Source organism: Paenibacillus sp. FSL E2-8871, from assembly GCF_038000345.1.
In the GTDB taxonomy this organism is placed as follows: Bacteria; Bacillota; Bacilli; order Paenibacillales; family Paenibacillaceae; genus Paenibacillus_AQ.
Map to the genome: position 1 here is coordinate 1,609,415 of NZ_JBBOBV010000001.1, position 23,948 is coordinate 1,633,362.

Annotated in this window: 18 protein-coding genes; 2 read left to right on the plus strand and 16 right to left on the minus strand. The window is 41.7% G+C overall.

Annotated elements, in window-relative coordinates:
• The first annotated feature begins 36 nt into the window (after window positions 1–36).
• The gene (locus NYE25_RS07465) at window positions 37–249 is read left to right on the plus strand and encodes a hypothetical protein (protein ID WP_076283489.1); all 213 of its coding nucleotides are present in this window, start codon (window positions 37–39) and stop codon (window positions 247–249) included.
• 1,052 nt (window positions 250–1,301) lie between these two features.
• Here NYE25_RS07465 and NYE25_RS07470 read toward each other — a convergent pair.
• The 9 genes from NYE25_RS07470 to NYE25_RS07515 all read right to left on the minus strand — a co-directional run bounded on the left by NYE25_RS07470 (window position 1,302) and on the right by NYE25_RS07515 (window position 14,677).
• A complete protein-coding gene (locus tag NYE25_RS07470) occupies window positions 1,302–3,371 on the minus strand; it encodes a serine hydrolase (protein WP_340970421.1) in 2,070 nt (689 codons plus the stop codon).
• Window positions 3,372–3,641: 270 nt separating this feature from the next.
• Window positions 3,642–4,196 carry a DUF1700 domain-containing protein gene (locus NYE25_RS07475; protein ID WP_340970423.1) on the minus strand — a complete coding sequence of 185 codons (555 nt, stop codon included), beginning with the start codon at window positions 4,194–4,196 and terminating at the stop codon, window positions 3,642–3,644.
• 118 nt (window positions 4,197–4,314) lie between these two features.
• The gene (locus tag NYE25_RS07480; protein WP_341145573.1) at window positions 4,315–5,484 is read right to left on the minus strand and encodes a serine hydrolase domain-containing protein; all 1,170 of its coding nucleotides are present in this window, start codon (window positions 5,482–5,484) and stop codon (window positions 4,315–4,317) included.
• 76 nt (window positions 5,485–5,560) lie between these two features.
• On the minus strand, window positions 5,561–7,615 hold the full coding sequence (locus NYE25_RS07485) for a serine hydrolase domain-containing protein (protein ID WP_341061026.1): 2,055 nt from the start codon (window positions 7,613–7,615) through the stop codon (window positions 5,561–5,563).
• A gap of 121 nt (window positions 7,616–7,736) precedes the next feature.
• Window positions 7,737–9,023, minus strand: a complete 1,287-nt coding sequence (locus NYE25_RS07490) for an ATP-binding protein (RefSeq protein ID WP_341145574.1) — start codon at window positions 9,021–9,023, stop codon at window positions 7,737–7,739.
• A 1-nt stretch (window position 9,024) separates the two neighbouring features.
• A complete protein-coding gene (locus NYE25_RS07495; protein WP_341055406.1) occupies window positions 9,025–9,765 on the minus strand; it encodes a LytR/AlgR family response regulator transcription factor in 741 nt (246 codons plus the stop codon).
• A gap of 787 nt (window positions 9,766–10,552) precedes the next feature.
• Window positions 10,553–11,077: a hypothetical protein gene (locus tag NYE25_RS07505; protein WP_341145575.1), complete on the minus strand. Its 525-nt coding sequence runs from the start codon at window positions 11,075–11,077 to the stop codon at window positions 10,553–10,555.
• Between the two features lie 257 nt (window positions 11,078–11,334).
• Window positions 11,335–13,641, minus strand: a complete 2,307-nt coding sequence (locus tag NYE25_RS07510) for a thiamine pyrophosphate-dependent enzyme (protein ID WP_341145576.1) — start codon at window positions 13,639–13,641, stop codon at window positions 11,335–11,337.
• Window positions 13,642–13,666: 25 nt separating this feature from the next.
• The gene (locus tag NYE25_RS07515) at window positions 13,667–14,677 is read right to left on the minus strand and encodes a 2-oxoacid:acceptor oxidoreductase family protein (RefSeq protein ID WP_076283479.1); all 1,011 of its coding nucleotides are present in this window, start codon (window positions 14,675–14,677) and stop codon (window positions 13,667–13,669) included.
• A 322-nt stretch (window positions 14,678–14,999) separates the two neighbouring features.
• On the opposite strand from NYE25_RS07515, the gene NYE25_RS07520 reads away from it, so the two are divergent.
• A complete protein-coding gene (locus tag NYE25_RS07520; protein WP_076298829.1) occupies window positions 15,000–16,343 on the plus strand; it encodes an amino acid permease in 1,344 nt (447 codons plus the stop codon).
• Window positions 16,344–16,454: 111 nt separating this feature from the next.
• Here the strand turns inward: NYE25_RS07520 and NYE25_RS07525 are convergent, their stop codons facing one another.
• From NYE25_RS07525 to NYE25_RS07555, 7 genes are all read right to left on the minus strand, one after another.
• Window positions 16,455–17,144 carry a DUF6273 domain-containing protein gene (locus tag NYE25_RS07525; protein WP_341145577.1) on the minus strand — a complete coding sequence of 230 codons (690 nt, stop codon included), beginning with the start codon at window positions 17,142–17,144 and terminating at the stop codon, window positions 16,455–16,457.
• A 101-nt stretch (window positions 17,145–17,245) separates the two neighbouring features.
• On the minus strand, window positions 17,246–18,697 hold the full coding sequence (locus NYE25_RS07530; RefSeq protein ID WP_076283476.1) for a nicotinate phosphoribosyltransferase: 1,452 nt from the start codon (window positions 18,695–18,697) through the stop codon (window positions 17,246–17,248).
• A 52-nt stretch (window positions 18,698–18,749) separates the two neighbouring features.
• Window positions 18,750–19,289, minus strand: a complete 540-nt coding sequence (locus NYE25_RS07535) for a cysteine hydrolase family protein (RefSeq protein ID WP_076283475.1) — start codon at window positions 19,287–19,289, stop codon at window positions 18,750–18,752.
• Between the two features lie 30 nt (window positions 19,290–19,319).
• A complete protein-coding gene (locus NYE25_RS07540) occupies window positions 19,320–20,090 on the minus strand; it encodes an NUDIX domain-containing protein (protein ID WP_042128449.1) in 771 nt (256 codons plus the stop codon).
• Window positions 20,091–20,255: 165 nt separating this feature from the next.
• Window positions 20,256–20,705: a RicAFT regulatory complex protein RicA family protein gene (locus NYE25_RS07545; protein ID WP_042188957.1), complete on the minus strand. Its 450-nt coding sequence runs from the start codon at window positions 20,703–20,705 to the stop codon at window positions 20,256–20,258.
• A 28-nt stretch (window positions 20,706–20,733) separates the two neighbouring features.
• A complete protein-coding gene (gene miaB / locus NYE25_RS07550; RefSeq protein ID WP_042188958.1) occupies window positions 20,734–22,320 on the minus strand; it encodes a tRNA (N6-isopentenyl adenosine(37)-C2)-methylthiotransferase MiaB in 1,587 nt (528 codons plus the stop codon).
• 407 nt (window positions 22,321–22,727) lie between these two features.
• Entirely contained in the window at window positions 22,728–23,948 is a 1,221-nt protein-coding gene (locus NYE25_RS07555) for a VWA domain-containing protein (protein ID WP_341145578.1), read from the minus strand.

The window sequence follows — 23,948 nt, forward strand, 5'->3', positions numbered from 1 at the left end:
ATACGGTAAGTCCACACACAAAAGGAGCTGAAGGAAATGTCTGAATGTCCAAAATGCCCAGCCCAAACGGTTACTGACCCACCTAAGGTGGTTTATCAAGATCACTTCCACCCACAAGTAGTAAATGTGATTCATCCAATTGAAATCGTAAGACGTCACCACTGTGTACCCGTACCTCGCCATTGCTACACCTATTCTGTTAAAGATGTATTTGTGGATAACTCCATGATGCCTAGAGGCGGAAGATAACTCTACTTCACAACACTATTAAAAGTCCCCTATATGTGAGAGACAGACTCGTGCTAAATGCATTGGGTCTTCTCTCGCTTTTTTCTGTCAAAAAACAATTCAAATTCATACTCTAAACTAAATTCGATATTGAGGCTACGGTTTCCCAAAAAGAGGAAATCGATAGTTTAATGGATGAGTTATTCGAGGAATAGTAGTTATGCCCCGGGGAAAGTTTCCGGGGCGTTTTTTATGTAGTTACCTTAACCACATCATCGATCTTAATCCAATCATAGTCATATTCTATTTGCAGTTTGATCCGCCGTAGTTGCCTGTCTATTGCGATCACAACACTCCCCGGTTCTTAATATCTTGAACTGGTTCAAATTGAGTGATTGTTATCTGCTCCCGATACTGTTTCGAGTAAGCGAGCACTTGATTAATGTGGACAAATCATAGTGACGTAATCATCAAGATGATTTACGCCTTTTCTTATGCATTCCAGCTCTATAGGCCAGTATTTCTTCATATAGTCCATCTTTATCTCCCCCTTTTCATGTTTTTGGACATAAAAAAAGCCTTGAAATGAAAAAAAGGCATAACCAAAAAATGGCCACACTTTTTCAACCTCAAGGCATATTCTATAAGTTGTCAATTAAGACAACAGCTCCTTCTCCAGCTGAACATAAGACAGCGGAGAAAATGAATGTGTTTCGTAATGAGGTGATCAGGTGATTATATCCTAATCATTGTAAAGGGGCAATAGCGTAGGCAGATTCTTTCAATCCCCTTCTATTGCCCCATATTTACATTCATTTTTAAGCTTTTTCTAAAAAAATTTGTTGCTGTTTAAGGAAAGGGAAAGTAAAGGTTTAGATCGACCAAATAATAAAATACGGAAACCATAGATTATAGCCTGTCGATATTTTATTGAACAATAGTGTCCCATCCCTCACGAATAGAATGTGCTAAGCGCTAAGGTAGTGAAAAATAAAACTGGAAAGAAACAACAAGTTAGTCATGGTTGGAGATTCCGTCAGGGCGCGAATGCGGCTGTAACGGCCGATAAGCGATTAAGGAACAAATAGAATCTTGTCAATGAAATAGGAGGCTTCTTGGCGAAGCAAAGGTTCTTTGGAGTGGAAATCGACTGAACCGTCAGAATTGATTATTGTGACCGGATCCGTAACTCCGGCAGCAACAAGCTTGCTTACGGCCTTGATAGCCGAATCATCGGTTTTCCCTGCCAATCGGACCTCATCGCCAAGCGGCCATGGAAGAGGAATGCGCGTTAAGATGACGGCCATTTCTTCCCGAGTTATCGTGCGATCCGGTTCAAATCGGTCTCCGGTCTCCTCCTCCAACCAATGCTGCTCGACCGCTGCCTGTATCTCTTTAAAGGCAAAATGGTGTTCGATATCCGTATAACCGGATTTCGATTTGGAGGGCGGATAGCCGAAAGCATGCAGCAGCATTGTGATGAATTCCGCACGGGTCACGGACGCCTTCGGGTCAAAGCTGCGCCCATCTCTTCCATTAATGATATCAAGCGAATGGAGCTTTTCTATAGACGGTTGGTAGGGGCTTTCTTTCGAGACATCGGAAAACAACGCTTTTTCCTGTATTTTGGGCGAATAGGCTATCGGGGACTTGGAGGGTCTATACATATAAGCAATACCTCCATCCTTTTGTTCAAGAAATGCTATTTTCTTCCCATGGTCATCCATAAACAACAAGGGATCTATCTTTTTCAAAGTAGTCTTGCCATTCCCCAATTTGTATCTGTCTTCCGCTACAAGTTGTCCGTTATTGTACGTAATTCTAGTCACAAATGACGGGGTATGCAGGTCTTTGTATAATCCGATATAACGCGCGGCTTGCTGTTCTGTAAGAGGTGATACCGATTCAGGCATCTCAGTGCTCTTCGGATAATAATGGTCCATAAAAGCAGCATACAAATCCGAGCGCAATTCGGAATCATTATTATAAATGACGAACATCCCCGTTTTGCGCTCAGGCAGTAGCCATGTAAAAGAGGCATGTCCGGGGATGTTCCCACCTTTGCTGACGACATACTGACCATTCGACAGTTCATTAAAAATGCTTTCAAATCCATAGCTTGTTATAGGTATGGCCGGATGAGCGAAAACGGAAAACTTGCTCATTCGTTGAACACTTTGTTCACTTAACATTTGCCGATCTCCGGCCTTTCCTTTTTGTAGAAGCATGATCATGAATTTAGCCATATCGCTTCCGGTGGACAACATTCCGCCCTGAGGCATGTCCGTAGGATAAAGGCCATACTCCGGATATGGCGTGCCTTCCGGATCGTAAGCTGCAGCCATTCGGGCTTTAAGCTCTGGGGTTACAAGATCATGGGAAGAATTCATGCCGAGTGGTTGAAAGATGTTTTTATCCATGTATTCATGAAAAGGGAGCCCAGTAACTTGTTCCACGGCATATCCCGCCAAAGCAAAAGCATAATCGTCATACTGGTAGGCTTCCCCCGGCGTCCGGACGATGGTTGGCATTCGATCCATTAAGAAATCTCGAAGAGAATTCTCTTGATTGAGAAGATCGGGCGAGGCGTCATCGTCTTTTTCATATGGGAAATCGAACCCAGTCATGTGGGTCAGCATATTTTCCAAAGTTAGCTGTTTACCTGTCGAATTTGGTATTGTGATACCTCCGAGATATGATTGGATGTCCTGATCCAGCTTGATCTTCCCTTGGTCTGCAAGCTGCAGCACAGCCGCAGCTGTAAGCGTCTTAGAAATGGAACCGATGCGAAAAACGGTATTGGAATCTACTGGGGTTTTGCTTTCTTTGTTTGCATACCCGTATCCTTTGGATAAAACCACTTGTCCGTCCTGAACGACGACGAACATGGCCCCCGGAACATTGAACTTCTTCAGGCTTTTCCCAAAGTAATTGTCCGCGAAGGCCTCCACTTCTTTGGGGTCAACCGGACCGCTTGGAGCAGCAGGAACAGCTGCAGTCTGAATCGCTGTGATTGTTTGTCCCTTAAGAGGGAGCTGTTCCGCACTGACACTATACCCTCCGACCAAAGCAATTAAGTAAGTCACAGCTAGAGACGTGCTTAGCGTTACAGCGAGCACTTTTGAAACTCTTTTTTTACGCATTAGAAAATCCTCCGTCAATGAAATTAGTATAGGCTAGAAGTACCCTCTCAGTGTAATATGATGAATTATTTCCCCGCACAGTCTTCCGAATAGTTCATCACCTAGCCTAAGGTCAAGCAAAAAAAGGTCAGACCTCTGCAGCTAACTCCGATGGCTACGGTGTGCCTTTCGATTGTTTCGATTGCGATTGACGATATATGCCTACAAAAAAATAGGCCAGCCAGAAATCGGGGTACGGTTGGTCTATGAATGACCGTCGCGCCCGGTTCATTATATTAATTTCTTTTTCTGACTAATTGCCTGAATATATTTAATAGTAAGCTTCCATAAGACTTTCCCAAACCAAAACATTAACACTCCAATCACAATAGAAATTGGCAAGGAATACATTGGGCTTGGTGTAAATGCTCCCATTTCGATTGTTATTCCCCCAATATCAAATCCCATATGTTGTCCGACAAATTTAAGAATTCCGCCTATCGGCGTAATAACTCCACCAATCATTAAAGCAATGGAAAGAGTACTGATGAACGGCAAGAGTAAGATACCACTGACACCTACAAAACTGTTACAAAGAGCAAATATTGCACCAAATTTACGCCAACTAAATTTACTGTTCATTGAAATGGCTTTACCTAAGTATACTTTTGCTAATTCTTTTGGGTTTCCTAACCGTTCGATGATTTGCTCAGTAGATACACCATTATTTTGCAATTCAAGTATTACACTTTTGATTTCTTTTAAAATGTCAATACGCTCGGAATCGGTCATCGATTTCAAATGATTGTCAATTTTCATTAGATAATCATTCATAATTTTATCCATAATTTAACTCTCCTTTGATTACTGATATAGCTGTTAATAAATTATCATAATCTTCAAATAAGGGACCAACCCCTTGTATTGCGCAGAATTTATCCGTATTTTCCATTTTCATTTTTTCCTAATTGCTAAATTCAGCAATTAAAATACTTTTAAACGGATTAGGACTGTTATCTCTACCCAAACTGTTCAAACTGACGACCAACGTATGATTGCCTCCAAGTGTACCTCCCGCAATCGTAGAAAACCCTAGAATACCACCTGTGTGTCCCCATATCGAGACACCGTTTGGAAGCTTAGTTTCAAAGATTCCAAGACCATATCCATCGATTCCTGCTCTTCCTGTAGGAACTGTAGTAAGCATTTGTTTTAGCTGCTTTTCCTTCAGTAATTTGCCACCGAGCAAGGAAGAGAAGAATTTATTTAAGTTGTCAGCAGTAGAAATCATATCTCCAGCCGAGCTACCTGCACTTGGATTATAATAAGTAACGTCTTTAATCTCACTTGCTTCGTCTGGTTGGGAATATCCCCGAGCATGCTTGGTGCCTGGAATAACGCTTGAATTGCCAGGTAGGAATGTATCCGACAATTCAAGCGGTTCAATAATCCGATTCTCAATCTCTTCCGCGTAGCTGTTTCCGGTTAATTTCTCAATAAGAATACCCAGTAATACGTATCCTGTGTTTGAATAAGACCATCCCTTTCCTGGGACAAAGTCTGGGGGCAGAGAAATCCCCATCTTAACTATTTCTTCAGCCGTATACGATTTTTTCGTATCCATAAAATCTGCGCCTTTGAATCTTGAGTATTCAGCGATACCACTTGTATGGTTCAATATCTGCCGGATGGTAATTTGTTTACCATTATATCCGTTTCCTTGAATGACACCGGGCAGCCATTTTTCGATGGAGTCGTTTAGATTTAAGCGGTTCTCTCCAGCTAATTGAAGTACAACCGTTGCGGTGAACGTCTTCGTCACGCTGCCAATGCGAAATCGAAAATCTGTTTCCATTGGTTTCTTGGTGCTCAGATTCGCTACCCCATCGGCATAACCCCAAGTTTTTCCACCCTCAGAAGTTTTAGCAAGTATCCCCGGGAATCCAAGTAGCAATGTATCCCGCATTGCTTGCTTGACGGAATTATGATCTCGTTGAGTGGTTGTTTGTAACGAACTAGATACATTTTGAGTGGGTTCTGCTTTTACAATTGAGCTTGGCGATGTGTATAGCAGGGAACTTCCAGTTATTAAAAGGGCCAGACTTGCAAATGTAATTTGACTACGTATTTTCATAAGGCATTCCTCTTCTCAATTAATATTGTAAGTTTGTAATCATCTTCCTAATTGTTGTTTTACAAAGTTGAGTCGTCTATTTATTCATCAAATTAATTTTAAATATATTGCCCTCATTACCACCAAAAACGATCATCCCACCTTCAGGTAGAACTACCGAATGAGTGCTCGTTGCCTTTGAAAAGTTCACAACGATTCCATCTGCGTCATAAACGGCAAACCCTCCACTCACTGGAGTTTCAACGTTCATGACTCGATTGGCTGATTGATCATCAATTTTATACCATACAGCCTGACCACCCGATGGTATGATGCAAAACGAGTCGTTCCCTTCATAAATGGGTTGAATAGCATCTTCACTTATATAGGATTGTCCGTCGATCTTTAAATACTCTTTATGGTTCTCATTATAGAAATTCAAATCGAAAGCATCTCTTCCGTTCAAAGTAGGAATCTCAATTACATTTACTGCTTTATTCTCGTCAACAATTTTAGTGCCGGATGCGTATCCATGGTTGATATCAACGGATATATTTTTTGCCAAAAGCGATTTGCTCAAATACAACATTGAAGTTATCTTTTCATCCAAAGAGTAGTAGTTTTTTTCATTTCTATGTTCCCATATCGTTTTAGTTGACTGACTTAGAGGATTGGAATCTAATTTTTGATATTCGTAGGTTACCGCAACTGTTTGACCTAATCCTGGAGTATCCGTATAAGCGTTAAGTTTTAAATAGGTTGTTCCATTCTTCTGGTGGTCAAAGCTTATGGTTGCATTCCCATCGTTGTTTTTAAATTGTCCATTGCCCGTATATACATATTTTTGAGGCGGTATCGATCCAAATCCTAGATCGGGTAAATCAATCTCTCCGTTCTTTATCTCCAGATTTACCGTTTTACCTACGGTACCGTATAATCCAGAGTAAGCAAGCAAATCGGATGGCATTTCCACTTTCAATGGAGGTTCAAATGTTTTTTTAGGTAGGATTTCTTTAATGATGCCTTTGGCGCTTATATATTCTAATAAAATATTAGATGCAAATATACTATTGTAAATACCACTACCTCCCGATGAAAGTACAGCTATAGAAATGTCATGTTCGGGTAGGGTAGTCAAAGCAGCATGATACATATACGTATCTCCACCTTTGAATAATGCGGTTATTCCGTAATCACTAAATGGTGCTAAACGGACGGCATCCCAACCCAGGCCATAATTAATGGTGTTTGTCTCTTCAGAAACCCACACACCCTTTCTATACTCATGACTTTGCATAGCCATTGCTGACTTCTCAGATAAAATATCCGTTCGATTCCCGATTAATACTTCAGCAAACTTACTTACTTCTTCGGCCGTGGAGTAGATGCCTCCTGTCCCAATGAGATTGGCATTCTCGGTGGGTAAAGCTTGATCGATCCCGGGAAAATAAGTTTTTGTGAGTCTGTCTCTATCAAACGAATCACGTGGTGTTTGGGTAGAGGTTAATTGAAGAGGCTTGCTAATATGGGTTTCAAGAAATTCGCTGTAACTTAAACCGCTCACTCTTTCAACCAAGATTTCAAGCAGTTGAAAACCATCATTACAATATACCGAAAATTCGCCGGGGTTTGACTTTAAGTTATCTGATTGTAATTTGACCAATAATTCATCATGATTTTTCGTATCATTATCATCAAACAAAAAACTATTCCCATAGTGACTACCGTAAATTCCTGAAGAATGATTCATCAACATGCGTGGCGTAATCTCTTTATATCGTTCATCTGCCATTTTAAAGTCCTTAATGTACGTGGTTAGTGGTTGATCAATATCAATTTGATTAAAATCAGCTAGCATCATCGTTGCAGCAGACACATACGTTTTACTTACTGAGCCTATTCCAAACATCGTCTCTTTGGTTATCGGACTCTTGGTCGCTTTATCGTAGACACCAGCGCTATCCGATAAAACAATGGATCCATGATCCATAATTGCATACTGTAATCCACTTGCACCATAATCGGACACAATCTTCGCAGCCAGCTCCTGTGCCTTTTCTTTTACAGTATCATTATTCGTTAGAGCAAAAGCAGGGGTGACTGGTATTGCAAAAAGTATTGCAGTCATTACTACGGAAACCATCTTCTTCATTATTAATCCCTCCTCGTATTCCTTCTAGATGTGACTTACTGAAATCATCATACAAGGAAGAACGCCGTTAGAATGAAAATCGCCCTGAAACGCAAAAAACAATCCCTAAACAACAGGTTGTTTAGGGATTGTTGGTATATAATGGTATTAGTGCCATATTATTAAATACTTTATGTTTCGTTTCAATGGTCATATGACCACCGTACTTGTCGCAGATTCTAGCTATGTTCGTTAATCCGATACCATGAAATTCCGGGTTTGATTTTTGGCTGTTTAAGTGGGTAACTTCATTCTCCATATGATTCATGATGTGAATGAGAAGGGTAGACTCGGTAGAATGTATTTTTATAAGAATGTACCTATCTTCTGCGATCTTCAACTTTTTAGAAGCCTCTATTGCGTTATCTAGCATATTTCCAATGACAACACATAAGTCATAACGGTCAATATGGACTTTTTGTGAACATAAGCTAAGCTTTGTATCTATTCTTATGCCATTGGCTTGTCCAATATTAAGTGTATTTGTGACAAGGGCATCTATAACTAGATTCCCTGTGTTTACCCGTTGATAAGCCCCTTCAACTTTATTTAATGTAGTCTTAATATGTTCCCTTGCTGCTGCTAACTCATTTCGCTCAATACACTCTTCAATATACAAAAACTGTTGATTCGTATCATGAATGATTCTTTTAATGGATTTAAAGCTGTGAACGACTTTTTCGTAATTCGCATCCTGATGGTCCATCTGCTGTTGCAGCTGAGCATTCTCATGCATGAATTGAAATTTATCAATGATATTATCAAAAACATAGAAAATCATAACGTTTAAGAATAGTAATACAATGACGGATATGAAAGAATAGGCGTCCTTATAAGTTAGAATATTTAGTTGGTTTATACTTACGATAGGAATAACCGAAAAAAATATGTAGTAACGATAATCCAAAGAGTAACTTCTACGTTTTGCAAGTAGACGTATGATCTGAATGATAGCAAACATGATCATGCAACTGAGTAAAATAGCTTTTGTGTAGGCTATTTGATCATATTCATTTACAGGGTCAAAGCTAAACTCAATTGAATATAGGGTATAAAAAATATAAAGGGATATAAAATTAACGAGAGATATTAAAACACCGTAAAACATAGAAAAAATGATCTTGTCTTTAATTTTTACTTGATAAGATTGTGCAAAACTAAATATCATGAGCAAAGGTAGAATCAAAGATAAAATAGGAGAGATGGGAATAACCAGATACATGTAATCAAGCAACCCAAACATAATGAAATAAATAAATCGGTTATGTTTTTTAGCTGATTTATCAAACACCGAGTTGAAGAAAAAATTAATTTGAACACCCATCACAAGGACAATGCTAAAGACAATAAGAAAATTATTTTGAATCATATCAATCGACCTTCATAATCATAAATTTGGTGTAAGTATCTTTAACCTCATTAATTTTAGAACGACCTATAGGTAATTCCAACCCATTGGACATTAGAACAACTCCGCTAGAAAATTTCTTCACATGAAGCAGATTAATAATAATAGAACGATGGATTTGCAAGAAGTTACAGTCTTTTAAGGCCAAAGCATAATCTGAAATGATGCCTTTGCTTTCATAGGTTTGATTAGTGGTCGTAAAATGTAGTTTGCTTTTTATAGTTAAGCTTTTGGCAGCTTGAATACTAATGAGGTCATCATATTTTAAAATGATTTCTTCATAGGTTGACTTGATAACCATAAACTTTTTATCAAGTGCTTGAAAGTATTGGCATATCTTGATTATTTTCTCCTCCAAGATCGAAGGAGCAATGGGTTTTATCAAATACTGAAATGTCATGACATCAAAACTTTCCACCATATATTCAGGATAGCTTGTCAGAAAAATAATTTGTTCATCTAGGTTATTTAACTCTCTTATTTTTCGGGCTGTTTGAATCCCGTTTATCCCCCCCATTTCAATATCCAAAATTAAAATATGGAATGGAGTTTCATAGCGCTCATAATGGGATACCAATTGCTCTCCCGAGCCGAATAATTCAATTTCAAAATCTATATTAGTCTTTATCGACAAAGTAATCAGGATACTTTTGACAAGCTCTCTTTGTTTTTCCTCATCATCGCAAATAGCCACTCTATACAAAAATAATACACCTCTCATTTTCTATACCTTTATTCTAAAACTCCATATAAACATGATACAACCTTTTGACTTTGTATAGATAGCTTTTGGATGAAATGCAAATTAAAATCCCTCAACACCACATGAACGAATATTTCCTTGACTGCATCTTACCCATTTTCAGAGGTATTGTGAATGTCTTTTTTATAACATCCATATGGAGTTAAGCTGCAATTCCAAGCTGTTTTAGATCAGGTATTTCCTGAATATAAGGGTCTATTTGGGGGTTTACATTCTGTTGTATCTTTGAAAACATTGTTGACGTTCCCTACCTCAGATGAAGTTCTGAGCGCTGGAGAGGAAAAATTAACAGAGATGATGGCATCTTTATGTGTACGAAGATTCTGTCCGTTTTCAATGAGTCCTTATGGCAAATCGAGAGACCGTTGTTAAGCGGCTTATAAGCGCAGTTAATCAAATCCACCGCTGGGTCGACTAATCGCTCACTATAAATGACGAAATGTCGAATAAACCTGAAAAAGTACATCTTTAAATGATACGTGGCGGACTAAAGTATAGATTCCTGCAAATTTACAGTAATTATTGCTTAAGAATAAGTCTTCGTGTCATAAGTATGGATATTCCTGTATATTCGCAGGTTTCGACCTAATAAAAGAAAAAATCTGCGCAAAAAGATGCACATTTGCAGTTTTCTTTTGTCTAGCGAAAGGTTTGTATGACTATGAGAAATAAATTCCATTCTAGGTTGTGAGTCGGTGCTCACGATTTATCTTTGTTAAACTCAGAATCAGGGTATCATCGGAGTCCATGTTTTAAGGCGGTCAAACTCATAGATCGTTCGGAGATGATAGGGTTCTTTTTCATGCTCTCTTTCAAAAACACCCATGTACCCAACCTCATTAAATACAACATATTCAAGAGTAACCAATGGATCGGGACGATTAATTTGCCAATAATAATGTAATTCTAACGGCGCCTTGTACCATAACCAATCTAAATCTTGAAGAGCTACATTTCTGTGTTGGAGAACCCATATACTGAAGACTACATGAGGATCGTCTACAGGTATTTCTGAGTTTGGATTTTTATCTTTTAAATGATTTGCTGCCTTCTGAAGTACATTGTTAACATCTGATTCAATTTTAAAATTAGAAACGGCTTTAACCTGATTAAATTGCTCCGTATATTTGTTACTCTCCGAAAGCGCTTTGATTTGTTGAAAACTAATCTTAGGGGTATAGAAAATGACGAAGACGGTAATCAACCCAAACATTAGCGCCTTTGCGTAAAGAAACTTTTTCTTTTTATTCATATAAATCAAGCCCATGATAAAACCCACAGGAATCAGTAACCCAAATAAATCGACATACAATTCACAAAGTAAAAAAGCTGCAATTATGATCACCCAGTCTTTTAACTTTAATATCTTTCGCTAATCCAAATAAGACAACAGTAATGAAACAAAAAAACAGGTCCATAAAATCCAGCTCAATAGTATCAGTCCTCCCTTCTTTCATTATATACAAAACACCCGACAGACGAATCTGTCGGGTTATCAATCATTATATTTTACAAATCAGGATGCTCATGTTTCGCTTTCAGACGATTCCAGCGACGCTCCACTTCTGCCTCGAAGCTGCGTAAAGCCGGCTCATTCTCAGGCTTCAGTAAATGACGGGTTTTGCCCATTGTCTTCAACCAAGCGGAGAGCTCAACGCGTTTGCCCTTATCCTCTGGATTGTACGTAATATTCGTAGAACCGTGCTCCACTTCATATAGAGGGAAGAAGCAAGATTCAACAGCCAGCGAAACGATGTTGGTACCCTCTTTATCCTCAGACATCCAGTTCAGTGGGCATGCGATCAGGATTTTACCGTACACAAGTCCTTCGTTCTGAGCGTACCATTGTGCTTTTGCCGCTTTCTTCACAAGATCCTGCGGGTAAGCTTCGGAACCTGTGAAGACATATGGAATGTTAGTAGCTGCCATGATTTGCGCAGTATCCTTATGCTGTGTAACTTTACCTTGCTGATTCTTACCAATGCTGGATGTAGATGTACGATGACCCAGTGGTGTGGAATAGGACTGCTGTGCACCTGTGTTCATGTAACCTTCGTTATCGTACTCTACGATAATCATTTTGTGACCGCGTAGTGCAGCCCCAATTGCAGGTCCCATTCCGATGTCCATACCGCCATCACCAGTTACCATTACAAATGTGAAGTCGTCTTGAAGCCCAAGTCCGTCCAATTCACCACGGCGTTTGCGTTCCCAGAACATTTCTACGACACCGGATAAGGTAGCTGCACCATTTTGGAACAGGTTATGAATAAACGTAGATTTATGAGAAGAATATGGATAACCCGTAGTTGTTACCATCGCACAACCCGTGTGATAAAGCGCTACGATATCCCCTTCGATGCCTTTGAAGAACGTCTCCAGTCCTGAGAAAATCCCACAGCCTGGACAAGCGCCATGACCTGGTGCAAGCCGTTTAGGTTTCTTCGTCAAGCTGCGCAGTGGGGGTATCCGCACACTTAATTTCCCTGTTGCTTCATCCTGTTTAACCGTAATTAATCCTGTCTTCAGCGAATCAAAGTCCATCGGCTTCAATAGACGCTGTGGCGCTTTGTCCGGTGCACCTGGATTGTGACCATAGTAGTCAAATGGAACTTCAACACGGTCTGCAGCAACGGCATCCAATGCTAATTGGAAGAATGCATGACCATCTTCTGCGTAGAAGTCCTTACCGCCCAACCCGTAAATACGGCTAATTACCTTTGTAGTAGTGTTACCATAGGTGAACAAGGCTGCCTTGATCTCATTTACCATATTACCGCCGTGACCACCAACCGAATCCGCACGGTCGCCTACGGTGATTGCCTTAACATTTTTCAGCGCTTCAGCCATTTGCTTCTGCGGGAAGGGACGAATCATATTCGGCGAAATTGCACCTGCTTTGATCCCTTGCAAACGAAGCTGATCCACAACATCTTTAATAATCTCTGAGGCAGAGTTCATCAAGAATACGGCTACTTCCGCATCTTCCATCCGATACTCTTCGATCATTGGATAGTGGCGTCCAGTCAATTCAGCGAATTCCTTAGCAATTTCTTCGAAGACTTCACCCGCATTATACATCGCTACCGACTGCTGATAACGGTTGTTGATATAATCAGGTTCGTTCATGTAAGGACCTACGGTAACTGGATTATTGCGGTCTAGTGTATCTGTGAAGCCTACCGGTGGTTGTGGGCCAACGAATTTATGAACATCCTCACGGTGAGTAAATGCCTGTACTCGACGTTTCTGGTGAGAAGTAAAATACCCATCTGATGCTACCATTACTGGAAGACGCACTTTGGCGTGCTCAGCAAGCTTAAGTGCCATCAGATTCATATCATAAACGGATTGTGGATCACGGCACATCAGAATCGGCCAGCCCGTATTTAGCGCAAAATACAAATCAGAATGGTCACCATGAATATTAAGCGGACCGGATATCGAGCGGCAGATCAAATTCATTACCATAGGCATCCGTGTACCAGCTTGTACCGGCAATTGCTCTAGCATGAACATATAACCTTGAGCACTGGTAGCATTAAATACACGTCCACCAGCCGTCGAAGCTCCATAACAGATTCCTGCAGAACTGTGTTCGCCATCTGATGGAATAAGCATAATATCATGCTGACCGTTCGCTTTCATGGTATCTAGAAATTGAGCGACTTCTGTCGATGGGGAGATCGGAAAATAACCCATGACATGATAATTTATTTGATGGGCAGCATAAGCTGCCATTTCATTGCCGGATTCATATAGGAATTTCTGCTCAACCTTCTTAGAGCTTATTTCTTTTTCATAATCAATAGCCACGTGTGTTCCACCTTTCCTCCGTTAATTAAGCCTCAGTAACAAGATCAAAAATATGCCGGACCGTATGGCTCTCAGCGTAGCCATCTTCCTCGCGTTCGCCAGACAAAGCCGTTGTAGGACAAGCTTCTACGCATTTTAAGCAGCCTTTGCAGTATTGATAATCAATGCCTTGCAGGAACATTTGCGGACGTCCCTTCTTATCAGGCTGCTCATCCCAAACAAAACATAAATCAGGACAAACCGTATCGCACTGCGCACAATGAATACAATCCTCTAATTTAAAATGAGGCAATAAACCGGATCTTGAAATGCTTAGATTCTTTAAAAAGCTGCTGCCAGGATTCGTAATGGTACCACCAATAGGCTGAGTTTCATAACCTAAGGCCGAAATATCGGACCGAACGAACTCAGGCATAATCGCACCTTCTGGTAATGGGAAATGCATGAAGGTAACTTCATTAAATCCACGTTCGAAAGTAGTTAGTGCTGACTGAACAGCCTGTGGATATTTTTTGCCAAGTGATTTCTCGATAACACCCTTCATAATTTCAGGATCCAAGAAATCACACATCCGGAACAACGCACCTAACATTGCCATGTTTACGCGGTTCTTCTCATCTAATGCGATCGATGTAGCATCAACGACAGCTATAGTTCCTGCCATCATGTTCAGGGAGGACTTCAATTCTTCTGGCGACTTAGCCGAGTTCACTAGCACCGTGCTATGATCATAAATTCCGCTAGTCACGTTGACGGTCTTTGCCAACGCTTCATGGAATATGCCTACGACGTGAGGTCGTTCTACCGGTGAAGTGTCACGAATATGTGTGTTCAAATCACAAAAACGGATATGTGCCTTTACCGCTGATCCCTTTTTCTCAGAACCATAGGATGAAAAGCTCACTCCATTCATTCCAGCACCGACAACGCCTGCTTCTGCAAGCATTTTACCAGCTAAGTTCGCGCCTAGCCCTCCAATTGATTCCAGACGAATCTCAAAAAATCCGAGTTCGTTCACTTTTGGTAACTGTACCACCGACATAGCCCCTTTCAGAATGTCATCAGTATAATATCCTTTTGACTTTTTCAACGATTGTATCTTGATTTTGCAAGTCGCGAAGTGACAAATCTTGCATTTTCCATGTGTTACCTAAGCTTATTTAGCTACTTTTATTTAGCAATAAAATTAAAAATTAAGATGTTAAATTCATCACATTCTGCATGATAAATATCACACTCCAGTGAAAAGTCGCGCCTCTTCATAAAAATGTGTGTTATTTTTACTTTTCAACTAGTCCGTTTCAGGATAAACTGATGCTTGGTGTAATTTTTCGAAGACAGCTTAGGAGGCATTAATTGTGAAGTCAAACGAAGCATCATTACAGAAGAAATTGCTTCCTCGGCATATCAGCTTTATGGCGATGGGCGGAGTAATCGGTACAGGGATTTTTAAAGGAAGTTCTGAGACCATAAGCATTGCCGGACCTGCGGTTATTCTTACTTATGTATTAGCAGGCCTGCTACTCTTAGTGGTCATGGGGGCAATAGCCGAAATGGCTACGGTGTACCCGAATAGGAATATGAAGGACTTCATACGTGAGGCTTTTGGAGAACGACTCTCCTTTATCGTGGGCTGGTTATATTGCTTCATGTGGTTGACCGTTTGTGTGATTGAAGTGCTGGCAGCAGGCAGCTTCTTGCAATACTGGTTACCGGATGTTCCTTTATGGCTGCTCAGTCTTGCAAGTGGCGCTTTAATTATCGGCATCAACATGATGAGTGTAGGTGGTTATGGAGAAACGGAGTTTTGGTTGGCCGGTATCAAAATTGCTATGATCATCATCTTCATTATCTTAGGAAGCTCATTAATTTTCGGGCTGTTGCCAATGACTGAAGCTACGCCTTACTTACACAACTTTACAGACTATGGTGGATTTCTCCCACGAGGCTGGACCCCCATCTTCTCTGCCCTTCTTGTCGTTATGTTCTCCTACGGTGGGTCAGAGTTGATTGGACTTACCTTGACGGAGACACAAGATGCAGAGAAGGTCTTACCTAAGGTTGTCAAAAGCTTCATTCTGCGCGTTATTCTGTTCTATACCTTGCCGATCCTAATCATCTGTGGATTAATACCATGGAATCAACTGAATGAGCATACAAGCCCGTTTGTTCAGGTATTAGCCGCAACAGGACTTAAGGGTGCCGATCACATCATGAACTTTATTCTGATTACAGCGGTGCTCTCTGCTGCCAATTCTGGTATTTATGGCGCCACTCGGATGCTGCACTCTATGGCGTCACAGGGCGAAGCACCACGCAGCTTGGCAAAAACCTCTGCAAAAGGTGTACCCATCAACAGCCTGAAGCTCTGTGCCGTTGTTCTTGTTATTGGTTCCTTATTAGCGTACTTCGCCCAGGATGGATTGTTCCGTTTGCTAATGGCGGTTCCAGGCTTTGTGGTTATTCTCGTATGGATCAGCATTTGTATGTCACAACTTAAACTGAGAAAATCTTATCCGAAAGAACCAACCTTTAAAGTATGGGGGTTCCCTTATATAACCGTTGTTACACTGGTTTGTTTAACTGTTATCGCGGTTTCTTTTCTCTTCGATGTTCAGAACCGTATCAGCATAGGAACATGCCTAGCAGTTCTGTTGATGCTTACGATTTGGTCGTTCGTAAAATTCAAGAAAAAGAATTAAAGGTTCTAGCACGGACCGATTTATCAAAAAGAGGTGTATCCCTTGTTCTTCACACTAGCGAAGAGAGGGACACGCCTCTTTTTAATTATTGCCACTCTAAACCGCTTGTCTTTATCGTGGAAGATTAATTACCATAGCGGGACGGACGCCGTCACGGGCTACACTGACATTCGCATAGCTGCGAATACTGTAACTCGGTCCGACAAAAAACGCACGCGAAGGTTTGTTTCCCTGTGTTCGCAGCCACCACCAAGAGCAGCCAACCTCTTCGCCGTCTTTGATTATATAGTTATCTTTATCCGTTTTATCATATACGTATAAGCTGCATCCATCGTGCTTTTTCATTTTAGCAAATTCCGTGCCAACCGCACGCCGTAGTTCTTTTCCGTGTATCTCTGAGAATGCCTTTATCTCATCAACGCTAAGCAAAAAAACGTTGTCCTCTGTATCTGGGGTACCCTCTCCGTTATCTGAGCAACGGGTCGTCTTTATTAATTCCTTCTCGGCAGCATTGAATGCGCTGTTATAGAATTCATCGTTCAGCCACTCACGCAAATCACAGTCGTGCCACGTAATATCCACGCAATCACGCCATTTAATATCTGCTCTCTTGCCGTGATACCTCTTACATTCCAAAATGTACTCGCTCAAAACGAACAGTTCGCTATCTGAATTATGGAGAACACGCCATTCAATCGGCAGCTCTTTACCATCCTTCGATTGTGAATACTTACCGAAAGTAATGATTTCACCTGGCTTAACGTTCCTGTTCGGCGCTAAAGCAAGCTTCCCCTTTTCCATTAAGTTCTCCTCCTTATTTACAAGCCTCTGAAAAAACAAAAAAAACGCGGGTATATCACTCTCCCGCGTTAACACTGTTGACAGAATTAATCCTGCAAAATCTATTCAATATCCGGTCGTATATGCTCAGCGATTAACTGCTGCTTGCTAGTCCAGACCTTTTCACTCAAATTCACCCGATATACTTCGGGATTCAGCTTACGTTGATACTCCGGCCAGAATAGGTCCTTTTGCTCCCGATGATAACGTCTAACTTCATTCAAATCCGGCAAAGTATACACTTGGAATCCGTTAACGTATATCGGTTCTAGCATAGGCAATGCCTCGTAACGCTCGACATACTTATGCATGTATGGATGCAGCGGATTAAACAGCTTCAACCGCGCTCCGTTACGTGGAGCTTCCTCTTCTGGAAAGCAGATATAATCCGCAAGCGCTTTGCCATTTTTACCGATAATCCTGAATACGTCCTTCTTGCCAGGCGTAGATACTTTCTCAGGATTGGAAGAAATCTTGATCGTCGGGATCATTTCTCCAGTAGCGGACTCAATTTCCACCAGCTTATAGACGCCACCCAGAGAGGGCTGGTCAGAGGCGGTGATCAGTTGTGTGCCCACACCCCAAGTATCAATCGCTGCGCCTTGCAGCTTCAGATCCATGATCGTGTTCTCATCCAAATCGTTGGAAGCGACTATCTTCACATAATCCAGGCCAGCATCATCCAACATCTTACGCGCTTGACGGGATAGATAAGCCAAGTCACCACTATCCAAACGGATACCAACCATTTTTTTACCTTGTGCCTCCAGCTTCTTGGCTGTATTGATTGCATTAGGCACCCCACTACGGAGTGTATCGAAGGTGTCGACCAATAGCGTAACTTCGTCCGGCATCACCTTAGCATAGGCATCAAAAGCCTCCTGCTCGCTGCCAAAGCTCTGAACCCAGGAATGTGCATGTGTTCCCTTGGTCGGAATACTAAACATTTTGCCTGCCAGCATGTTGGAAGTAGCATCAAAGCCGCCAATATAGGCCGCTCTAGCCCCCCACACCGCTGCATCGGCTTCTTGCGCACGCCGGGTACCGAACTCCAGCAAGATGTCATTCGGAGCCACCTGCTTAATTCGTGAAGCCTTTGTAGCGATCAACGTCTGGTAGTTCATGAAGTTCAGAATGGCTGTCTCCACCAGCTGAGCCTCCATAATTGTCCCTTCCACACGGATTAATGGCTCATCTGGAAAAATCAAAGCGCCTTCTTTCATCGAATGAACGGTTCCCTGAAAATGAAACTGCAACAGTTCCTCCAAAAAAGCGGGAGCATAGTTTTCTTCTTGCTCAGACAAATAACGGATATCATCTTCGGTAAACCGCAAGCCGCCGATATAACCAACAATACGCTCTAAACCTGCGAACACAGCGTAGCCGTTACCGAAAGGTAGCTTACGGAAATAAGCCTCAAATACAGCCTTCCGTTTATGAGTTCCATTCACCCAGTGAGCGTACATCATATTGATCTGATATTTATCCGTATGTAGCGCAAGTTCTCTTCTCAAGTCCTCATCTCCTAATATCTACGCTGCTATATGTGTATGTTCTGTTCTAGTATTATGCCTTAACAACGTCTGCTCCTAAACTTCCCCGGAAATGTTCTAACGCCCAAGTATGTCCATTTGGATTAAAGCTGGCAACTGCATCTTCGTGCACAATAATTGCAAACCCTTTGTTATATGCATCCACTGCTGTGTGCAGTACACAAATATCGGTGCAGACCCCAATTAAATGAAGTTCAGTAATGCCACGCTCCCGCAGCTTGATTTCCAGATCAGTTCCACTAAAAGCGCTATAACGCGTTTTGTCCATCCAATAGATGGAATCGCGGTTGTGCTCATACACAGATTTCAAACCTCCGAACAACTCACGTCCTTCACTCCCGCGTATATTATGAGGAGGAAAAAGTTTGCTCTCCGGGTGGTAAGAGTCATTCTCTTCATGTAAATCCACGGCCATAACGACATAATCGCCACTTTGGACAAACTCCGACGTTAATTGGCTGATTCTAGGCTCGATATCTACGGCTGGCTGACCAACCGGCAGATTTCCGTTAACAAAATCATTCGTAAAGTCGATCACTATTAGTGCTCTCATGAGATTAATCCCCTCTCCTGATTTAAGCCACTACGTGTAGATGGATAACAAAGGCTCATGATCTGTGAACATATAGAGCTGAGCGGGACGCTGGGAGTATTGATTTGAACTAAGCGCATTTCCCTCTTCATCTCTTACTTCTTTTAATATACCCTGACGACTACGTGTTGAAGTGATTTTACGAATAAAATTCGGTTCCTTAAATTCCGGCACTACCGTTTGAATGACTTGATAGAGCTCACTAAGGGTAAAATGTCTAGGTAAAAACTGTCTTGCGATCGTAGTCTGGAGCATTTGTTGTTGAATACGCAAGTATGCATCCTTGATGATATCATGGTGGTCAAAAGCGAGCTCCAGCTCTTCAAGTGCTTCCTGCAACGTAAATAAACCTACCTCGCCAGCATCATCCGAAGCTTGTCTTTGCTCCAACATCCATTCTTCTACAAGGGCAAAAAAAGCATGACTGATAATCCATCCGCGAGGGTCGCGACCTGGTGTACTGTAAACGCCCAGATATTCCAAATGACCACCATCTACACCAGTCTCTTCTTTGAGTTCACGTGTAGCCGCAGCATAAATGGACTCATCCTCCTGACAGAATCCGCCTGGGAGAGCCCACATTCCAGCACATGGCCATTTCTTTCGTCTAATTAACATTACCTTAAGCTCACGTAAGGGAAGCGTCTTCGTGACCGTCTTACGTTCGCGTTTGGTCAGTGTAAACATTACGATGTCGGCCGGAACTCCGTCCGGTGTACGATATTTTTTGGCGTTATAGGTTTGTTCCCCATTTTCGCTCATATTTGCCCCATCCTTTTCCGAAGCTATAATTTTACTAAATCGTATCTTTAAATGTACCAAACCTTAACTTCTAAAATCAACAACTGGACATAGAAAGATTAGGATTATGTATAGTGTGAAACTTAAAGGGGCGGATCTGCATCCGCCCCCTAAACTGAGTGTGGGTTATCCGCATGTGGTCGGAGGCGCCTCGGTGCCGGCTTCCACATTTATTTTTTCCGAAACGGTATCTCTAATCACGGAAATGACAAGCTGGAGTAGATAATTGATGTCACTCTGGCTCTGCTGAAATTCGTTCACGACTGGAATGCCGTCAATTTCATCCTGCAACACTTCAATTTCACGCTCGATCTTGGCTACCATATCTTTATTTTTAAAGCTTTCGAAGGCGACAATCTCCTTCTGCTTTTTCTTAATCGTTGCAATCAGACCTTGTACACGCTCGTGGTTCAGGATTTTTTGCTCAGCCTGCTGAAAATGCTTTACTTCTTCACTTGTCGAGATCAATGTAGCCAGTTCTTTGGCTTTACCCATAATATCCTCGCGTACGATCAAGTCACGGGTATTATAAGTCTTCATTCCATATTTATTCAAACGTTGTTCCTCTGTACTCACAAGCCATCTCCCCATTCGTATGTGATGATTAATGAACAGCAGCAGCTTCTGCCACAATATCCCCTTTGATGTACCATGTTTTGGTATCTGTAATTCTCACTTTTACAAATGTGCCAATAAGCTCCTTCGAACCTTCAAAATGGACCAGCTTGTTCGCACGGGAACGGCCAGAAAGGACTTCCGAGTTATTCTTACTCTCGCCTTCTACCAGTACCTCGACGACTTCACCTAGCATACGGTCATTAATGATCCGACTATTCTCTTTAATGAGATCATTGAGTCTTTGCAGACGTTCGCTCTTCACTGACATCGGTACATTGTCCTCCATAGCAGCTGCAGGGGTACCTTCACGAGGTGAATAAATGAACGTATATGCCATATCATACCCAACCTCGCGCACCAGCGAAAGAGTATCTTCGAATTGCTCATCCGTCTCACCAGGGAAACCAACGATAATATCGGTACTTAATACCGCATTAGGCACACTTATCTTGATCTTACGAACTAACTCCAGATAAGCTTCACGAGTATATTTACGACTCATTTTCTTAAGTACGGCAGTACTTCCCGATTGAACCGGCAGATGGATATGCTCCACCAGGTTGCCGCCTTTGCCGAGTACTTCAATCAATTTATCGTCAAAATCACGTGGATGCGATGTCATGAAGCGGATGCGCGGGATATCAATTAAACGCATATCATCCATTAGGTCACCAAAGGTGTAATCGATGTCTGTAAAATCCTTACCGTATGCGTTTACGTTCTGCCCCAGCAAAGTCACTTCCTTGAATCCTTGACGCGCGAGCTCTCTTACTTCAGCAATGACGTCCTCCGGACGGCGGCTGCGTTCTTTTCCTCGTGTAAAAGGTACGATACAGTACGTACAGAACTTATCACAGCCATACATAATGTTTACCCAAGCCCGCATACCTTCACGTTTTTTCGGTAAGTTCTCAATAATATCGCCCTCTTTAGACCATACCTCCACCACAAGCTCTTTACTGAATACAGCTTCTTTAATGAGATGTGGCAGACGGTGAATATTATGCGTACCGAAGATCATATCCACGAATCCATGCTTAGACATAATTCGATTAACTACGCCTTCCTCCTGTGACATGCAGCCACACACGCCCAGCAAAAGACCTGGCTTCTCAATCTTCAAGTTCTTTAGGTGACCAAGCTCTCCAAACACCTTATCCTCGGCATTCTCGCGAATCGCACAAGTATTGAGCAGAATGAGATCCGCATGATTCCGATCATCGACGCTTTTGTAGCCCATCTGTTCCAACAGGCCCTTCATCGTTTCCGTGTCATGCTCATTCATTTGGCAGCCATAAGTTGTTATATGATAATATTTGTCTACTCCGAAATTCTGCATCTCTTCAGGAATTTCGAAATCATAATGCACTTCTATTTCTTCCTTGCCACGCCGTTTTCCTTCTTTATAATCAGGCTGGCTATTAATTTGAACGTTTCTTCCTTTAATCCGATAAGTAATCTTACCTTCTTCTTCACTAATTACCTTCGCATCGCTAAAATCAAAATATTTCGAATAATCTTTCGAACCCTTGCCGGATTTTAAGTCCGGTGAGTTATGGTTCCCCTTAGTCATGCTGTTTTCACGTCCTCTATCTAAAATGTAGCTTATTGTTGTTTTAACCTAATATAAAATTATAGCACATTCTATAACATTACATCCATCTTAGATGTCAATTCCAATATGCACTGATTTAGGCTTATCAAGCAAAGCAAAAACTTAACTTGCGTATTTTTTTGAAAAATCAGGTCTATTTTACCACAGCGTGAGAGCAGAGCATACTCTAAATGAAAATTTTAATAGGTCAGGATAATTGCTCTTCTAAAGACTTTCATAAAAAAATGCCCTGCCGACGAGCGACAGGGCCAAATTATATTCTATAAAGGGGGGTATGATATTTATATACGCCACAAAAACTGTTATGAATCACAGTTCTTGTCTGAATATCACTTTTTATGAAACTTGTAATAGCACGACTCTTGTTAAATCCCTTTTGTACCAAGTTTCTTTGCTAATTCAGTAAGATCCTGTCCTTTTAGTGCACCTTCTACTAACTGTGGCAGCAGTGCAGGTGTACACGCAAAACAGGGCGTTCCATCGCGAGTCAAAGATCTCGCCACATGCTCATCATAGAAAGGTTTGCCTTCATCAGATAAAGCCAGCAAGCACATCGTTCTAACTCCAGATTCCTTCAGATGACGCATACGACGGATTAAGCTTGCCTGGTTCCCACCTTCATAAAGATCCGAAATCACGATAAATAATGTCTTCTTCGGTTGATCAATAAACTGTTCGCAATAAGCAACAGACTTTTGTATATCTGTACCGCCACCTAACTGAATCCCGAATAACATGTCAACAGGATCGTTCGCACATTGCTCTGTCAGATCAACGACCTCTGTATCAAATACAACTACTCGGGTACTAAGCGATGGGATGCTTGCAAAAATAGAACCAACTACTGAAGCCCAAATAATTGATTCTGCCATAGAACCACTCTGATCGATATCCACAATGACTGTCCATTCCTTACTGCGTCTTGCCCGATCATAAAAGTAGAATCTCTCAGGGATAATCTGTTGTCGCTCTGCATCATAATGCTTCAGATTGCGTTTTATCGTCCGTGTCCAGTCTATACCACTAAGTGACGGTAATGGAGAATGCTCTCTGCGATTCAGTGCACCCGTCACCGCCCGACGCAGATCTTCCTCCATACGCTTTACAAGATCATCCACAACTGCCTTCACTAACAGGCGAGCCGTATCTTTTGTCTTCTCAGGAATTTTCCCTTTTAGCGAAAGTAGTGTACCTACTAGCTGTATATCAGGCTTCACTGTTGCCAGAACTTCCGGCTCAAACAATAATTGCTTCCAGCCCTTCCGCTCCATCGCATCATGTTGAATAACCGATACGATATCCTCTGGGAAGAAATTGCGAACATCTCCTAACCATTTTGCCAACCGGGGTGCAGATTTACCTGATCCCGCTCCTCTTTGTCCCGTAGCCGAAGAGTTAGCAGCACCACTATTTACGATATCGCTCGTCTCATCATAGATAGCAGCCAGTGCTTGGTCCATGATGAGTTCATCTTCAGACAGGTGAATACTTGCGTTTCCGCTAGAAACCGTCAATTGCGCTTCTGCAGACTGACCAAGAATAAGGCGCCACCGAGCTACAACACTTGAATCCACGGATGTACTCAT